Annotated in this window: 16 protein-coding genes; 2 read left to right on the forward strand and 14 right to left on the reverse strand. The window is 59.0% G+C overall.

Annotation, left to right across the window (positions count from 1 at the left end; genetic code table 11):
* Positions 1–18 precede the first annotated feature (18 nt).
* The 6 genes from ACX3YD_RS13920 to ACX3YD_RS13945 all read right to left on the reverse strand — a co-directional run bounded on the left by ACX3YD_RS13920 (position 19) and on the right by ACX3YD_RS13945 (position 4,886).
* Positions 19–786, reverse strand: a complete 768-nt coding sequence (locus tag ACX3YD_RS13920) for an SDR family oxidoreductase (protein WP_458960289.1) — start codon at positions 784–786, stop codon at positions 19–21.
* Positions 779–1,579: an SDR family NAD(P)-dependent oxidoreductase gene (locus ACX3YD_RS13925; protein WP_458960290.1), complete on the reverse strand. Its 801-nt coding sequence runs from the start codon at positions 1,577–1,579 to the stop codon at positions 779–781. Before ACX3YD_RS13925 ends, ACX3YD_RS13920 begins: the two co-directional genes overlap by 8 nt.
* Entirely contained in the window at positions 1,572–2,393 is an 822-nt protein-coding gene (locus ACX3YD_RS13930; RefSeq protein ID WP_103404706.1) for a molybdenum cofactor biosynthesis F family protein, read from the reverse strand. Before ACX3YD_RS13930 ends, ACX3YD_RS13925 begins: the two co-directional genes overlap by 8 nt.
* An 85-nt stretch (positions 2,394–2,478) precedes the next feature.
* Positions 2,479–3,138: a helix-turn-helix transcriptional regulator gene (locus ACX3YD_RS13935; protein ID WP_458960291.1), complete on the reverse strand. Its 660-nt coding sequence runs from the start codon at positions 3,136–3,138 to the stop codon at positions 2,479–2,481.
* Between the two features lie 52 nt (positions 3,139–3,190).
* Entirely contained in the window at positions 3,191–3,556 is a 366-nt protein-coding gene (locus tag ACX3YD_RS13940; protein ID WP_047529659.1) for a cupin domain-containing protein, read from the reverse strand.
* 31 nt (positions 3,557–3,587) lie between these two features.
* Entirely contained in the window at positions 3,588–4,886 is a 1,299-nt protein-coding gene (locus ACX3YD_RS13945; RefSeq protein ID WP_458960292.1) for an NAD(P)/FAD-dependent oxidoreductase, read from the reverse strand.
* A 288-nt stretch (positions 4,887–5,174) separates the two neighbouring features.
* Here ACX3YD_RS13945 and hpaR point away from each other — a divergent pair, with 288 nt between their 5' ends.
* A complete protein-coding gene (gene hpaR / locus ACX3YD_RS13950) occupies positions 5,175–5,597 on the forward strand; it encodes a homoprotocatechuate degradation operon regulator HpaR (RefSeq protein ID WP_103404703.1) in 423 nt (140 codons plus the stop codon).
* Between the two features lie 104 nt (positions 5,598–5,701).
* On the opposite strand, the gene hpaI is transcribed toward hpaR, so the two are convergent.
* The 8 genes from hpaI to ACX3YD_RS13990 all read right to left on the reverse strand — a co-directional run bounded on the left by hpaI (position 5,702) and on the right by ACX3YD_RS13990 (position 12,997).
* A complete protein-coding gene (hpaI, locus tag ACX3YD_RS13955; protein WP_047529654.1) occupies positions 5,702–6,502 on the reverse strand; it encodes a 4-hydroxy-2-oxoheptanedioate aldolase in 801 nt (266 codons plus the stop codon).
* A gap of 15 nt (positions 6,503–6,517) precedes the next feature.
* A complete protein-coding gene (gene hpaH, locus ACX3YD_RS13960; protein ID WP_103404702.1) occupies positions 6,518–7,321 on the reverse strand; it encodes a 2-oxo-hept-4-ene-1,7-dioate hydratase in 804 nt (267 codons plus the stop codon).
* Between the two features lie 12 nt (positions 7,322–7,333).
* Positions 7,334–8,638 (reverse strand): MFS transporter, encoded by a 1,305-nt coding sequence (locus ACX3YD_RS13965; RefSeq protein ID WP_103404701.1) that lies wholly within the window; start codon positions 8,636–8,638, stop codon positions 7,334–7,336.
* 51 nt (positions 8,639–8,689) lie between these two features.
* Complete coding sequence (locus ACX3YD_RS13970; RefSeq protein ID WP_458960293.1) at positions 8,690–9,082, reverse strand: tautomerase family protein; 393 nt, start codon at positions 9,080–9,082, stop codon at positions 8,690–8,692.
* Between the two features lie 45 nt (positions 9,083–9,127).
* On the reverse strand, positions 9,128–9,985 hold the full coding sequence (hpaD, locus tag ACX3YD_RS13975) for a 3,4-dihydroxyphenylacetate 2,3-dioxygenase (RefSeq protein WP_047529646.1): 858 nt from the start codon (positions 9,983–9,985) through the stop codon (positions 9,128–9,130).
* Positions 9,986–10,089: 104 nt separating this feature from the next.
* Positions 10,090–11,550, reverse strand: coding sequence for a 5-carboxymethyl-2-hydroxymuconate semialdehyde dehydrogenase (gene hpaE / locus ACX3YD_RS13980; RefSeq protein WP_103404700.1), 1,461 nt, complete (start codon positions 11,548–11,550; stop codon positions 10,090–10,092).
* 5 nt (positions 11,551–11,555) lie between these two features.
* Positions 11,556–12,326 carry a fumarylacetoacetate hydrolase family protein gene (locus tag ACX3YD_RS13985; protein ID WP_090462216.1) on the reverse strand — a complete coding sequence of 257 codons (771 nt, stop codon included), beginning with the start codon at positions 12,324–12,326 and terminating at the stop codon, positions 11,556–11,558.
* Between the two features lie 11 nt (positions 12,327–12,337).
* A complete protein-coding gene (locus ACX3YD_RS13990; protein ID WP_458960294.1) occupies positions 12,338–12,997 on the reverse strand; it encodes a fumarylacetoacetate hydrolase family protein in 660 nt (219 codons plus the stop codon).
* Between the two features lie 178 nt (positions 12,998–13,175).
* On the opposite strand from ACX3YD_RS13990, the gene hpaA reads away from it, so the two are divergent.
* A complete protein-coding gene (gene hpaA / locus ACX3YD_RS13995) occupies positions 13,176–14,081 on the forward strand; it encodes a 4-hydroxyphenylacetate catabolism regulatory protein HpaA (RefSeq protein WP_103404697.1) in 906 nt (301 codons plus the stop codon).
* Positions 14,082–14,189: the final 108 nt, after the last annotated feature.

Below are 14,189 nucleotides of genomic sequence, written 5' to 3' on the forward strand. Positions count from 1 at the left end.
TTTACCCGAGGTGCGAAATCACACCTCTGGCAAGGTCGATCCACCGTCAACGACGATGGTCTGTCCGGTGATGTAAGTCGCCAGGTCAGACGCAAGAAAAAGCATGGCCCCGGCAATATCCTCGGCAGAGCCGAGTCGTCCCAACGGTACCCGGTTGGCAATGTCGCCATTGACCTGATCGTCGCCCAGATTGGCCATGGCTGGCGTGGCAATCATGCCGGGCTCGACACCATTGACGCGCACGCCATGACAGGCCAGTTCCAGAGCGGCGTTGCGGAGGAAGCCGTTGACCCCGGCCTTCGACGCCGCGTAATGGCTCAGCCCCGGATAGGCCACCCGTGGACCGGTGACCGACGAGGTGACCAGCACGCAGCCAGCACCCTGACGCTGGAACATCGGCAAGGCGGCCTGGGTCAGCCAAAACAGTGCCGAGAGATTGACTGCCAGCGTGCGCTCGAGAATCGGTGGGGTGATCTCGGCGAACGGCGTCAGCGGAAAGTAGCCGGCGTTATGGATCAGAATATCCAACCGCCCCCAGTCTCGCTCCAACCCTTGAACCAGTTTGGCTACCGCTGTCGCGTCGGCCAGATCAATGTCCACAGCCTCAACCTGGCACGCTCGCGCCTTCAAGTCTGCAGCGACCGCCTGAGCTTGAGCCAGACGAAGATCGGCGATCATCACTCGCGCCCCGCGCAATGCGAAGGCTTCGACGATTGCCCGGCCAATGCCCTGCGCGCCACCGGTCACCAGTACCGTTTTACCGCTGAAATTGAAGTCTTCACGCATGGGCGGCCTCCATGTGAGCGTAAGCCAGCGTTGGCACATCGACGATGCTGGAACCCCCGTCGGCGACCACGGTCGCCCCTGTGATGATCGACGCGTCGGCGCTGGCGAGGAAGCGACAAACCCTGGCGATTTCGTCGGCGCTGGCAGGGCGCCGCAAGGGCACATCGGCACAAACCCGGTCGTAGGCTTGCTGCAGCGTATCGCCATAGAAACTCATCAATGGCTGCATTTCCCCATCGGCCATCGGGGTCGTGACCCAGCCCGGACAAACTGCGTTCACCCGCACGCCGCGTGGCCCGTAGTCCCTGGCCAGTGAGCGGTTGAGCCCAAGCAATGCGTGCTTGGCAGTGGTGTAGCCGCACACTTCGGGTCCGGCGGCCAGAGAGGCTATGGAGCCGATCAGCACGATGTTGCCGGCATGTTCGATTAGCAGCGGCAGGCAGGCCCTGGCACTGTAGAACGCGCTGTCCAGATTGCTGCGCAGCGATGCTTCCCAGGTGTGCGGACTGGTCTGAGTCGCGCTGCCCACGCCATGGCCACCGGCACAAGCGAGCAGTACATCAAGCCGACCGAAGCGCTCACGAATCTGCGCAACGAATCCTTCCCACGTGTCCGGACAGGCCGCATCGCCGACCAGGATCAGGCCGCCGGTTTCCCGAGCAACCTGCTCCAGAGGCTCGCGTCGACGACCGACCAGAACCAGATGGGCACCTTCGGCCGCATACAGCCGCGCGCAAGCGGCACCGATGCCCGTTCCGGCCCCGGTGATGACAATCGTGCGTGACTCAGGCATCGGGATACTCCGTGCGATTAAGGACCTGGCAGTAGGAGCTGACCGGAAAGTTCGACAGCTCATCGAAGGACGCACCGGCATAGCCGAAGATCTTGCCGTCGCTGCGGTGCTGTTGCAGGTCGATCAATACCAGGCCCAGGGTGGGGATGATCTTTTCACGCCAGACGAACAGGTACAGTTGCTCGGCGATCTTGTAGTAATGGCAACGGTCGGTATCGCACAAGCCTTGCTCTACGCCCTTGAGGCACTGCCAGGCATAGAACTGATCGTTGAGATAAATGTGCTCGTACACTTCGCTGGGGCTATAGCGATACAGGTTGCGCAACCCGACCAATTCTCGGGTCGGCGCGTGTGGGCATTGGCCTTCTTGCCAGGGGCGGTCGAGGCTGCCCTGCAGAAATTGCACCTCAACCGACGTCAGGGGTTTACCGGCAAGCGCGCGGCTGTACAGTCCTTCCTGTGTTTCTGCCTGCGTCGGCATGCTTGCGATCACGGCGGTGAACGACGACGTGGCGGTGTCCAGGACCAGGCTCACCGACCACGCCTGACCGGCTTCGCGCTTGATGAAATCGACCAGATACAGGCCAGGACGCACGGACGTGGCGCGGTACGCGGCAGATCCGCTGGAGTGACCGTCAGCGGCGTTCCAGCTCAGTTCTGCTGTTTCGAAGCGATGCTCGATCTGCCAGCCGTTAGCGAAGTGCAGCGTGAAGGTCTTGCCGTTGAGATCGGCGAGGTTGGGCAGGATAAAAGCTTCTGGGGCGAAACCGTCGGCGAGGGCACCTACGGTGATCCAGTCAGATTGTGTGGTCATTGCATGGCTCCGGTTGAATGAGTTGACAACCTGGAGCATGCGGCCGGGACAGTGGTTCGCCTATCAACCAGATGGTTGAACCGGCTTACAGAAACAGCGCCCCCACCAGTTCGGTGCGGCTGGTCACGCCGGTCTTGCGGAACAGGTTGATCAAGTGGGTCTTGATGGTGGGAAGACCGACATCCAGCTCCAGGGCCAGTTGTTTGTTGCTGGCGCCCTGGCGCAACAACAACGCGATCTGACGCTCTTTGGGGGTCAGTCCTGACAGCGAATCTTCAAAGGGCTGCATGTTGGCAACCGCCATTTGCAGCAGCGCCTGCAAAGCACTGAGTTGAGCCAACTGATCTGCGGTGAAAGCACCTTGTGCAGCGGTGCGCAACAAGGAGATAGCGGCCTGAGGCTGGCCGGAGCGATGAGCAAGTATCTCTACGACGTCGACGACACCGTAGCGTTGCAGGAAGTCTCGATAGCGGCGACTGTCACGGCTGGGCTGTCGGGCCATGGCGAAACCAAGAGGCACCACTGCCAGACCGCTTGATTGACAATTGCGCGGTTGCAGCGGATCGAATTGACGATAGTTGTCCAGATAATCGCGATGCATTTCACCGCTCATCTGGTGCAACCGGAAGTCGCGGGCTTGCAGCTGTCGGTCGACACAATAAAACGCGGCCTGGCTGGCAGGAACGATTTGAGTGAAAGCCTGCAGGCATTGGCCAGCGACTTCCTGGGCAGGGATGGCGTTCATGGTCGGTCACTTCGCCAAAAGGCTGCCGGCGTGAGCCGGCAGCGGGTAACGGTCAGGCAACCGCGAAATAATGCTTCACGAAGCTTTCGCTGACAATGTCCCAGAGCACAGGCGTGCCCTTGGTCACGAACCAGCTGTCGCCGGCCTTGTAGCGAGTGCTCTGGCCCGTGGATTCGTCAGTCAAGACCACTTCGCCGGTGACCACGGTGGCTTGTTCTGAAAATGGGTAGACCATGCGGAATTTGCCTTGGGTGGTGCCGAAATACGCGCTGCTGACTGGATCGGTCGGTGCGCCAAACGTCATTTTCCCAAAGGCTTTGACTTCGCCTTCGAGGATTTCGGAGCCGAGGTCGGCGACAGTGCCCCAGGCGTCGAGCTCCGACAGTTGGATGTCTTTCTTGAGAGTGGTAACGGGCATGGCAGTTCTCCTGTGAATGAAAGGGTGGGGATCAACGGCGACCGTTGAAGTAGCCCGAGAGTTGGTGAAGGCTTTTGCCGGCCGTCAGCAGCAGCGGGCGGATGTGATCTTTGCCCATGATTTGCGCATGTTTGACCGAGCTGATCAGGTCGTAGCGGGAAGACCCTTCACTCATGCCCTCCGCCAATACCTTGCAAATGATGTGGCTGGGCGTCACCCCGAAGCCGGCGTAACCCTGCACAAAAAAGGCGTTGGGACGACCGCTGAGCGTGCCGATTTGAGGGAAGAGATTGGCCCCGGTCGCCATCGGACCACCCCATGCCAGGTCGATTTTCACGTCCTTCAGGTACGGGAAAATTTTCAGCATCAGGTTGCGGTTCCACGCCTTCAAGTCCTGCGGGATGTGCTCGACAAAGGGTGTCGCGGCACCAAACAGCAGACGGTTTTCATTGGTGACACGGTAATAGTCGATCACCGGCCGAATATCGCTGTAGGCGCCGCGTATTGGACTGATGCGGTTAATCATTTCGTCCGATAGCGGTTCGGTCATCAACTGGAAGGCGTAGGTGTTCAACGTGGTCTTGTGCAGCTCCGGTTCCAGTTTGTTGAGGAAACTGTCACAGGCCCACAGTAACTTGGAGGCTTTCACCGAGCCCCGGCCCGTGCGTACGGTGATGCGTTCGCCATAACTGACTTCCAGGGCCGGGCTGTGTTCGTAGATGCGCACACCGTGCCCGACCAGTGCCTTGGCTTCGCCCAACAACAGATTCAGTGAGTGAACATGCCCGCCGCCCATGTGCAGCAGCGCGCTGGTGTAAGCATCGGAGCCAATGATCTGCTTGACCTCGGACCCTGCCATAAAACGGATTTCGTCCTTGGTATTGATCGACTTGAAGTCTTTCTCCCAGGCGCGCAGGGTCTTTTCCTGGCGGGCGTTGAAGCCCATGTAGCCATAGCCGTTGCAGAAGTCAGCATCGATTGAGTATTTGGCGATTCGATCCTTGATGATGCCGGCGCCCAGCTCACTGATCTCAAAGATCTCGCGCAGCCCTTGTTCGCCCACGTGCTTCTTGATTTTCTCGAGATCGTGGCCGATGCCCGCCATGATTTGTCCGCCGTTGCGGCCAGTACCACCAAACCCCAGGTAACGCGCTTCCAGCACCACGATATTGGTGATGCCTTTTTCAGCCAGTTCCAGCGCCGTGTTGATGCCGGAGAAACCGCCACCAATCACGACGACATCCGCCTCCACGTCCTGCTCAAGGGTCGGAAAGCTGAGGTTGTATTTTTTGGTTGCCGAGTAGTAGGTAGGCGTTTCGATATTGATCATGGCGCAGCCTGGAAAAGTGAAGGGAAACTCAACTGCAGGGCCTACAAGAAGCTCTGTACCTGTTGGGTGGTATTAAGTGCCTTCCGACCGGTAGGTGTCTTGATCCTGTGTGCCGCGAGTTTTGACCGTGGCTGCCAGAATTGGAAAGGCTCGCGGTCCGCGCGAGTGTCCGATCAAGCGCAACGGGATTTCACGACGCTTCGTAATGATCAGGAACGCGCAATGCTGAGCGGAGGATGATAGAGTTTAGTTAATTTATTAACTAACGATGAGTTCGAACGTATTCCGATGTCCAGGCCGCGCCAATCTTTGACCCTCACATTGCTCCAGGCTCGCGAAGCCGCAATGGGGTTTTTTCGTCCCTCTTTGAATCAGCACGGGTTGACCGAGCAGCAATGGCGGGTCATTCGTATCCTCAGTCAGCACGAGGAGCTGGAAATCAATCGCCTGGCGGAGCTGGCATGCATCCTCAAGCCGAGCATGACCGGCGTGCTGGTGCGCATGGAGGCCGCAGGCATGGTCGAACGGCGTAAGGCGGAGCAGGATCAACGACGAGTGCTGGTGCGGCTGGCAGAAAAGGGGCGGGCCTGCTTCAGCTCGATGAGTCAGAGTATGGAAGCGAATTATCAGCGGCTGCAGGCTGGTTTTGGCGAGGAGAAGTTGCAGACGTTATTGACGTTGCTCAACGAGTTGAAAGCGCTCAAGCGCTAGCGGGAAACGATTGCTGTCATCGGCTTCGATCCATTGGCCATTGACGTAAATCTGTGCGCGCAGCAGTTTCAAATCGTTGAGTCTCGTCGGCTATCTCGAAGGAATCAGTACACGCCGCCGGAGCTGGTAGGTGCCGGAGCATCTTTGAAGGTGGCAGCGAGGGTTTGCAGGCCGCGCATCAAGACGGTGGTGTCGACGCCGACAGCCACGAACGCCGCGCCCAATTCGATGTAACGCCTGGCCAGTTTCTGATCGGCGCTGAGAATGCCGGCCGCTTTGCCGGCTTTCTGGATGCGGGCGATGGCGTCCTCGATCGCGGCCTGAACGTCGGGATGGCCCGGATTGCCGCGAAAACCCATGGAGGCGCTCAAGTCCGCCGGGCCGATGAAGACCCCGTCGACACCCTCTACCGCCGCAATCGCGTCCAGATTGGCCAGGCCCTCTTGATTCTCGATCTGCACCAGCAGACACATTTGCTCATCGGCCTTGTCGAGGTAGCCGGGGATACTGTTCCAGCGCGATGCGCGGGCCAATGCACTGCCTACGCCGCGAACGCCGCTGGGTGGGTAATGGATGGCTCGGACCAGTTCCCGTGCCTGTTCCGCGCTTTCGACCATGGGCACCAGCAACGTTTGCACGCCAATATCGAGTACTTGCTTGATCAATGCTGTATCGCCAATGACCGGGCGAATCACCGGATGGCTGGGGTAGGGCGCCACGGCCTGGAGCTGGCCGAGCATACCGCGCAGGTCGTTGGGCGCATGTTCGCCATCGATCAACAGCCAATCGAAACCGGCGTTGGCCGCCAGTTCTGCGCAGTACGGGTCGGCAAGCCCGAGCCAAAGACCGATCTGCGCTTCACCGCTTTGCAGGCGAAGCTTGAAGGTGTTAACAGGCATATCCATTGTGCGGGTCTCCGGTCAAACGAAACGACAGGCAATAGAGCCCAGCATGTCGTAATCAACATGGAAGGTATCGCCAGGGTTTGCGGCCACAGGGCGGGTGAAGGAACCGCCCAGGATGATTTGTCCGGGTTGCAGAGTGACGTCGTAAGCCGCCAGTTTGTTGGCGAGCCAGGCCACACCCTTCGCCGGGTGATTGAGCACCGCGGCGGAGACACCGGACTCTTCGATTACGCCATTGCGGTAGAGCACGGCTGGCACTTTGCGCAAGTCGATCTCCGTCGGACGCACCGCGCGACCGCCCATGACCACGCCGGCGTTGGCGGCGTTGTCGGAGATGGTGTCGAACACTTGGCGAGTTGCCTTGGTTTGCGGGTCAATCTGCTGGATGCGCGCGTCGATGATTTCCAGCGCCGGGATCACCCATTCGGTGGCGTCCAACACATCAAAGACCGTCACATTCGGGCCTTTCAGGGGTTTGCCCAGAATAAACGCCAGCTCGACTTCTACCCGCGGCACGATAAAACGTTCAAACGGAATGTCGGTGCCTTCGTCGAAGAACATGTCATCGAGAAGAGCGCCGTAATCCGGCTCGGTGATGTTGGACGAGACCTGCATGGCCCGCGAGGTCAGGCCGATTTTGTGCCCGACCAGTTTTCTGCCGTCCTTGATTTTCTGCGCCACCCAAGCGCGTTGAATGGCGTACGCGTCTTCGATGGTGATGGCTGGATGATCCAGGGAAAACTGACGGACCTGCTCGCGTGAACGCTCGGCGTGGTCGAGGCGGGCGGCGGCTTGCTGAATGAGTTGTTGGTCAAGCATGACATTGATCTCTTACTGAGGGTTGACGATGGCGGCCTGGGTGCGCAGCACCAGAAAACCACCGAGTGCGATGAGAAGTGCCAGGACGTAAAGGGCCAGGCTGGCACTCTGGGTTGTGTCGCGCATCCAGCCGATCAGATAGGGCGCGAAAAACGACGCGATGCTTCCGAAGGAACTGATCAGGGCAATGCCGGCGGCTTGGGTATTGTTGGAAAGAAAGGCGGGCGGGAACTGCCAGAACATCGGCAACGCCGCGCTGGCCCCCATGCCGGCGAGGATCAAACCACTGAGCACCCACGTCGGGTTGGTGGGGGAGAGTCCGGCGACAGCGATACCGACAGCAGACATCAGCAAGGGAACGCAGAGGTGCCAGCGGCGTTCACGGTGACGATCGGACGAACGCCCACAGCCGATCATAAAAAAGCAACCGGCCAGATAAGGCACGGCACTGAGCAGGCCGACCTTGCCGTCGCTGCCGATCCCCGCTCCGTGAATCAGCGTAGGCATCCAGAAGGCGAGGGTGTTGACCGCCAGCATCACCGCGAAATACACCGCCACCAGCAGCCACACCTGCGGGTTGGTGAGAATGGCCGATAGCGAGGTGATTGATTTGCGGTGTTCTTCTTTGTTCAGTTGCTCGCGCAGTTGTTGTTTCTGCTGCAGGGTCAGCCACTTGACCGTCTCGAAGCTGTCTGGCAAGCACTTGAGCACCACCAGCCCGAGCAGGATAACGGGCGTACCCTCGATGACGAACATCCATTGCCAGCCGCGCAGGCCGCCAAAATCATGAAAGTGTTCGAGGATGCCACCCGAGAGCGGGCCACCGATGACACCGGCCATCGGCACCGCGATTGCAAACAGTGCGGTTATTTGCGCTCGGCGGCCGGCCGGATACCAGCGGTTGAGAAACACCAGTATGCCCGGGAAAAAACCGGCCTCGGCCACCCCCAGCAAGAAGCGAAGGACATAGAACCCCATAGCACTGTCGATCAAAAACATGCAGGTCGACAACGCCCCCCAGACGACCATCAGCGTGGCAATCCAGCGTCTGGGGCCAACACGGTCCAGGGCCATGTTGCTGGGTACGCCAAACAGCGCGTAGGCGATGAAGAACAGACCGGCGCCAAGGCCATAGACCGTGTCGCTGAAATTCAAGTCGGCGCTCATCTGCATCTTCGCGAAGCCAATGTTGATGCGGTCGAGGTGAGCGAAGAGGTAGCAGATCAACAACAACGGCATCAGCCGCCAGGTGATGGTGCTGTGGGTTCGGTCGCGTGCGAGGGTGTTGAGGGTGTCGGCGGTATTGGCTGTGCTCATGGTTTTATACTTTTTGTCTGAGGGGCCGATGGAACGAACGGGCAGGCCGGGTTAGCGGGCTTGAGATTTGAGGAAGGCGTGGACGTTGTTTTCCTTGAAGTTGAGTTGCTCGTGCAGTTCGATCATTTCGAATGACAAGGCCAGCAGGCGCTGAGCCTGAAGGTCGGCGAAGTGCCGGGTAATAACGTCGAAGAGTGTTTGCGCGACTTTCTGGCGCGTGGCCAGATCACGGCCATGACCGACCTTCAAGGTCATGTGGACGAAGGCGTAGTCATGCTTGCCGTCGGCCATGCGCCAGGTGTCCAGGCGCACGCCCCGGCTACGGATTCCACCCAGGGGGAACACGCCACTGTTACCCAGTGTTTCGTGGACTTTTTCGAACAGCCCGGGCAAGTCGGCTTGCTGTTCAATGTTGTCGGTGTACTCAGCAATGAAGTGGGGCATGAACGGCTCCTTCAGGCCGCGCGGGAGGGCCGCGCGGCCGTACAGTCAAACAGGGAAAATGGCGTTGAGCTGACCGGTGCCTGAACTACCGAAGGGTTCGGTAATGATTTCAGCGGGCTTGTCGTAATTCGGTCCGCCGAGCAAGCCGAGGAGCATGGCGGTGTCATGCATCTTGCCTTCGCCGAAACAGTGCTCGGCGTAGTCCGGGAGCATGGCGCAGAACTCTTTCCAGCGACCCTGACGCCAGAGATTCACGACGTGCAGGTCGACTTGTTTGTCGAACTCACGGGTCCAGTTATGAATGTTGGCTTCGGCATCGCGATCATCGGAAAAGCGGTGCGACAGCGATCCGGACGCCAGCACGAGGACCTTGCGGTCACTCTTCTCGATGGCACGGCGTACGGCGGCGCCGAAGGTGAAGCTGTCTTGCAGGCGATGCCAGGCGCACCAGGCGGCAATCGAAACGACATTGAATTTCTGGTCTTGCGGTACTCCCATGTGCATATAGCGCATCGGCACCAGGGTTCCGTATTCCAGCTCAAGGCTGGGAATGTTGTGGGCCAGGGTGCGCACGTCGGCGGCGTTGGCCTCGGCGGCGATCAACTCGCCCAATTCAGGACAGCCCGGGTACTCGTACTCCATGTTTTTAATGAAGTGCGGTAATTCGTTGCTGGTGTAGATGCCTTTGAAATGCTCGCCACAGTTAACGTGGTAAGCGCTGTTGACCAGCCAGTGCACATCGAACACCACGGCAGTATCGGCACCCAGCTCACGGGCGCGACGACCGATTTCCTTATGCCCGGCAATGGCCGCTTCACGGCAGCCATGGTGTTTGCCGGGAAGCTCCGACAAGTACATCGAGGGGACGTGGCAGATTTTCGCGGCCAGGACGACTTCGCCCATGATGATTCTCCTGAAATTGTTGTTATGCGTTTAAACCCGACATTGAGCGAAGCCGCGACAGGCCGATGCGCGACCCTCGCGGACTTCAGCAATCGATAGGCCGGTTACAGTCCCCACCGGGGAATGTGATGGCTGCCCATCGAGATGCAGATGTTCTTGATCTCGGCGAACACTTCAAAGCTGTACTGGCCGCCTTCACGGCCCGTGCCGGAGCCTTTCACACCACCGAACGGCTGGCGCAGATCGCGCACGTTCTGGCTGTTGATGAACACCATGCCCGCTTCGATGCCATAGGCCAGGCGGTGCGCCTTGCCGATATCCTGAGTCCAGATGTACGACGCCAGGCCGTACTCTGTGTCGTTGGCCAGTTGCAGGGCTTCGGCTTCATCCTTGAACGGGATCAGGCACACCACCGGGCCGAAGATCTCTTCCTGGGCAATGCGCATCTTGTTGTTGACGTCGGCGAACACCGTCGGCTGGATAAACTGACCTTTGCTCAAGTGAGCTGGCAGGTTGGCCGGACGTTCAAGGCCGCCGGCGACGAGGCTGGCGCCTTCTTCGATACCGATCTTGATGTAGCCGGTGACCTTGTCGTAGTGGGCCTGGGTGATCATCGAACCGACCTGGGTTTTCGGGTCTTGAGGATCACCAACGATCAAGCGTTTGGCACGTGCCGCGAACTCGGCCACGAACTGCGGGTAAACGCTTTCCTGGATAAAAATCCGGCTGCCGGCGGTGCAACGTTCGCCGTTGAGCGAGAAGATGGTGAACAGCGCCGCGTCCAGGGCTCGCTCAAGGTCCGCATCTTCGAATATCAGCACCGGCGACTTGCCGCCCAGCTCCATGGAGTACTTTTTCAGGCCTGCGGTCTGCATGATTTTCTTGCCGGTGGCGGTGCCGCCGGTGAAGGAAATTGCGCGAACGTCCGGGTGCCGCACCAGGGCATCTCCTGCCGTCGCGCCATAGCCCTGAATAACGTTCAGTACACCCTTGGGAATGCCCGCTTCGACGGCCAGGCGACCCAGTTCGTTTGCGGTCAGCGGCGACAGCTCGGACATTTTCAGAACGGCGGTATTGCCCAGCGCCAGGCACGGCGCGGTCTTCCAGGTGGCCGTCATGAACGGGACGTTCCAGGGCGAAACCAGGCCGCAAACACCTACTGGTTGATAGAGGGTGTAGTTGAGCATCTGGTCATCGACCGGGTAGCTGTGCCCGTCCATGCGCGTGCAGACTTCGGCAAAAAAGTCGAAGTTATGCGAAGCGCGTGGAATCAATACATTTTTGGTCTGGTGAATTGGCAGGCCGGTATCGAGGGTTTCCAGTTCGGCCAGGTGCGGCACATTTTGCTCGATCAGTTCGCCAAGCTTACGCATCAGCCGGGCACGTTCCTTGGCTGGCGTGTTAGCCCACTTTGGAAACGCTTCCTTGGCTGCGGCCACCGCCTGAGCCACTTCATCGGCACCGCCGCTGGCGACCTCACCAATCGCTTCACCGGTGGCCGGGTTGTAATTGACGAACACATCTTTGCTTTCGACCTCGCGGCCGTTGATCCAGTGTTTGATCATGGTGCTCAAGCCTCTTTTTGCGCCGAGAAGAATTCCGCTTCGCTGACAATCCGATTGACCAGGCGACCTACACCTTCAACTTCCACGATGACTTCATCGCCCGGCACCACATCGGCCAGACCTTCAGGCGTGCCCGTGGCGATCATGTCGCCCGGCTGCAGGGTCATGAAGCTGGACAGGTATTCGATCAGGTAGGGGATGTCGAAAATCATGTCCCTGGTGCTGCCTTCCTGACGCAGTTCACCGTTGATCCAGGTGCGCAGCTTCAGGTTGCCCGGGTCCGGCACGTCGGCCACATCGACGATCCAAGGACCGACGGGGGTCGTGGCGTCGCGATTCTTCACCCGCAAGTTGGGCCGGTAGTAATTTTCCAGGTAGTCGCGGATCGCGTAGTCGTTGCACACGGTGTACCCGGCCAGGTACTCCAGGGCATTTTCACGCTTGACGTTGCGTGCCGGCTTGCCGATGACGGCAACGAGCTCACACTCGTAGTGCATGTACGCGACGTTGTCGGGGCGCCATGTCACCTGGTTGTGGCCGGTGTAAGTCCCCGGGGATTTGATGAATGCCAGCGGTTCGGTCGGCGGCTTGAATGCGAGTTCTGCGGCGTGGTCGGCATAGTTCAAACCCAGGGCAAACATGCTGCCGGTCGCCGGTGGCAGCCATTGCACCTGATCTTCGGCCAGCAGGCGACCGTCAGCCAGGCGTACGGCGTTATTGTCTTCGACATGGGCGAGGTGGACTTCGCCTTCAAAGTGTATGCGGGCGTGTTTCATGGAGGCTCCTGTTACTCGGCCACGATGTGGTTGGCGAGGCGGCCCAGGCCGCTGATTTCGACTTCGACGGTGTCGCCCGGCTGCACATCGACGCGATCTTCCGGGGTTCCGGTGATCAGGACATCGCCTTCGTGCAGGGTCATGAACTCGCTGATTTCGGCGATCAGCAAAGGAATGTTGCGGACAAAGTTGGCTGTGGTGTTTTGCTGGCGAATCACGCCATTGACGTACAGCTTGATGGCCAGACTGTGTGGGTCGGCGAGTTGTGTGGTCGGGACCAGTTCGGGGCCGATGACACAGAACCCATCACGGCATTTTGCTTTGACAGCAGGGCGGTAGTAGCTGTCTTCCGGCAGGCTGAATTCATTGACGATGGTGTAGCCGGCCACGTAATCGAGTGCCTCGTCTGGACGGACCCGGCTGGCTGTCTTGCCGATCACAACCCCTAATGCCGGCCCTGGCTGCAGACGCTCGCCATTTCCCGGATGCACGACATCGGCCCCGTGCTGATTGCGCGTGTTGGGCGTCTTGATGAACAGCACCGGTTTGATGGGCGGTTTCTGATAAGGCGGCTGTTCGAATTCGGCGAGGCGCTGTTTCAGCAGTCCCTGATAGTTCAGCGCGACACCGAAAAGGGTGCCGGTCGCGACGTCATGCAAGGCACGGCTCATGCTTTTCTCCTGGCAGAGCCATGAGGGCTCTGTAATTTCGTTAATGTGTTAACAGTTATAATTAATATGTTAACTATCGTCAAGCGTGGCAGACTGTCCGCACAGTGGTTGTGGGACCGATTTGGGTGCAGGATGAAAGCGACTGCGAAGCGTGAATCAAGAAAATGAGTAGTGTGCAATGACCGACCGTCAACCGATCCCGAACATCAACATTGGCCAGGTCTACGATCAGCGTTATAGCGACGCTGAAGTCCATTACGACAAATTGGGTAACCTGGCGGGTTTCTTCGGCCGTAACATGCCGGTTCACCGGCATGACCGGTTCTTCCAGGTTCACTACGTGAAAAGCGGAACAGTGCGGGTGTATCTGGATGATCAGCAATACGTTGAGTCCGGGCCGATGTTCTTCCTGACACCCCCCACCGTCCCGCACTCCTTTGTGACCGAGCCCGACAGCGATGGGCACGTGCTGACGGTGCGTCAGCAATTGGTATGGCAACTGATCGATGCCGATTCCAGCCTGGCGCCGGCCGGAGCGAAATTGCCGGCGGCGTGTGTCGCGCTGGCTCATTTGGGGCCGGAAGAGGCGGGTGATGTCCGCCGACTGGAATATCTGTTCGAGGAACTGAGCGAGGAGGTGATCGCTGAGCGTTCCGGGCGTAGCGCCGCCCTGGACAGTTTGACGCGATTGATCATGGTCAGCCTGTTGCGGCTGTGCTCCAACTCCTTGAAAGCCACGCCTGCCAGGCACGAGGATCTGAAAATATTCCATCGTTTCAATGAGCTGATCGAGGTCCATTATCAGCAGCACTGGCCTTTGTCGCGTTACGCTGAAGGCATCGGGGTGACAGAAGCACGACTCAACGATGTCTGCCGACGGATCGCCGACCTGCCTTCCAAGCGTTTGATCATGGAGCGGTTGATGCAGGAGGCCAAACGATTGCTGTTGTTCACGGGCAGCTCTGCAAACGAAATCTGCTACCAGCTCGGGTTCAAGGATCCGGCCTATTTCAGTCGTTTTTTCCAGCGCTATGCAAAGCTCACTCCGGGGGAGTACCGCCAGCGTCAATCGGGTTTGCGTTAAGCAGGGCATAGGTATTTTTGCGTCGGTCTTGTTGATCTTGTCCGGATCATCATGGCCACCGCCGCTGTTTGACAGAATGGCTTTTACGGGGAACCGATTGTACTTTTC

The sequence above is a fragment of the Pseudomonas fluorescens group sp. PF-1 genome (assembly GCF_054481335.1).

Bases quoted from the DNA above. Each gene is read 5' to 3' on its own strand.
- hpaD (WP_047529646.1), bottom strand. From the start codon at position 9,985: ATGGGCGAAGTCGTCCTGGCCGCGAAAATCTGCCACGTCCCCTCGATG.
- ACX3YD_RS13930 (WP_103404706.1), bottom strand. From the start codon at position 2,393: ATGACCACACAATCTGACTGGATCACCGTAGGTGCCCTCGCCGACGGT.
- ACX3YD_RS13925 (WP_458960290.1), bottom strand. From the start codon at position 1,579: ATGCCTGAGTCACGCACGATTGTCATCACCGGGGCCGGAACGGGCATC.
- hpaH (WP_103404702.1), bottom strand. From the start codon at position 7,321: ATGCTTGACCAACAACTCATTCAGCAAGCCGCCGCCCGCCTCGACCAC.
- ACX3YD_RS13965 (WP_103404701.1), bottom strand. From the start codon at position 8,638: ATGAGCACAGCCAATACCGCCGACACCCTCAACACCCTCGCACGCGAC.
- hpaE (WP_103404700.1), bottom strand. From the start codon at position 11,550: ATGATCAAACACTGGATCAACGGCCGCGAGGTCGAAAGCAAAGATGTG.
- ACX3YD_RS13970 (WP_458960293.1), bottom strand. From the start codon at position 9,082: ATGCCCCACTTCATTGCTGAGTACACCGACAACATTGAACAGCAAGCC.
- hpaR (WP_103404703.1), top strand. From the start codon at position 5,175: ATGTCCAGGCCGCGCCAATCTTTGACCCTCACATTGCTCCAGGCTCGC.
- ACX3YD_RS13990 (WP_458960294.1), bottom strand. From the start codon at position 12,997: ATGAGCCGTGCCTTGCATGACGTCGCGACCGGCACCCTTTTCGGTGTC.
- ACX3YD_RS13945 (WP_458960292.1), bottom strand. From the start codon at position 4,886: ATGATCAATATCGAAACGCCTACCTACTACTCGGCAACCAAAAAATAC.
- ACX3YD_RS13940 (WP_047529659.1), bottom strand. From the start codon at position 3,556: ATGCCCGTTACCACTCTCAAGAAAGACATCCAACTGTCGGAGCTCGAC.
- ACX3YD_RS13985 (WP_090462216.1), bottom strand. From the start codon at position 12,326: ATGAAACACGCCCGCATACACTTTGAAGGCGAAGTCCACCTCGCCCAT.
- ACX3YD_RS13935 (WP_458960291.1), bottom strand. From the start codon at position 3,138: ATGAACGCCATCCCTGCCCAGGAAGTCGCTGGCCAATGCCTGCAGGCT.
- ACX3YD_RS13920 (WP_458960289.1), bottom strand. From the start codon at position 786: ATGCGTGAAGACTTCAATTTCAGCGGTAAAACGGTACTGGTGACCGGT.
- hpaI (WP_047529654.1), bottom strand. From the start codon at position 6,502: ATGGATATGCCTGTTAACACCTTCAAGCTTCGCCTGCAAAGCGGTGAA.
- hpaA (WP_103404697.1), top strand. From the start codon at position 13,176: ATGACCGACCGTCAACCGATCCCGAACATCAACATTGGCCAGGTCTAC.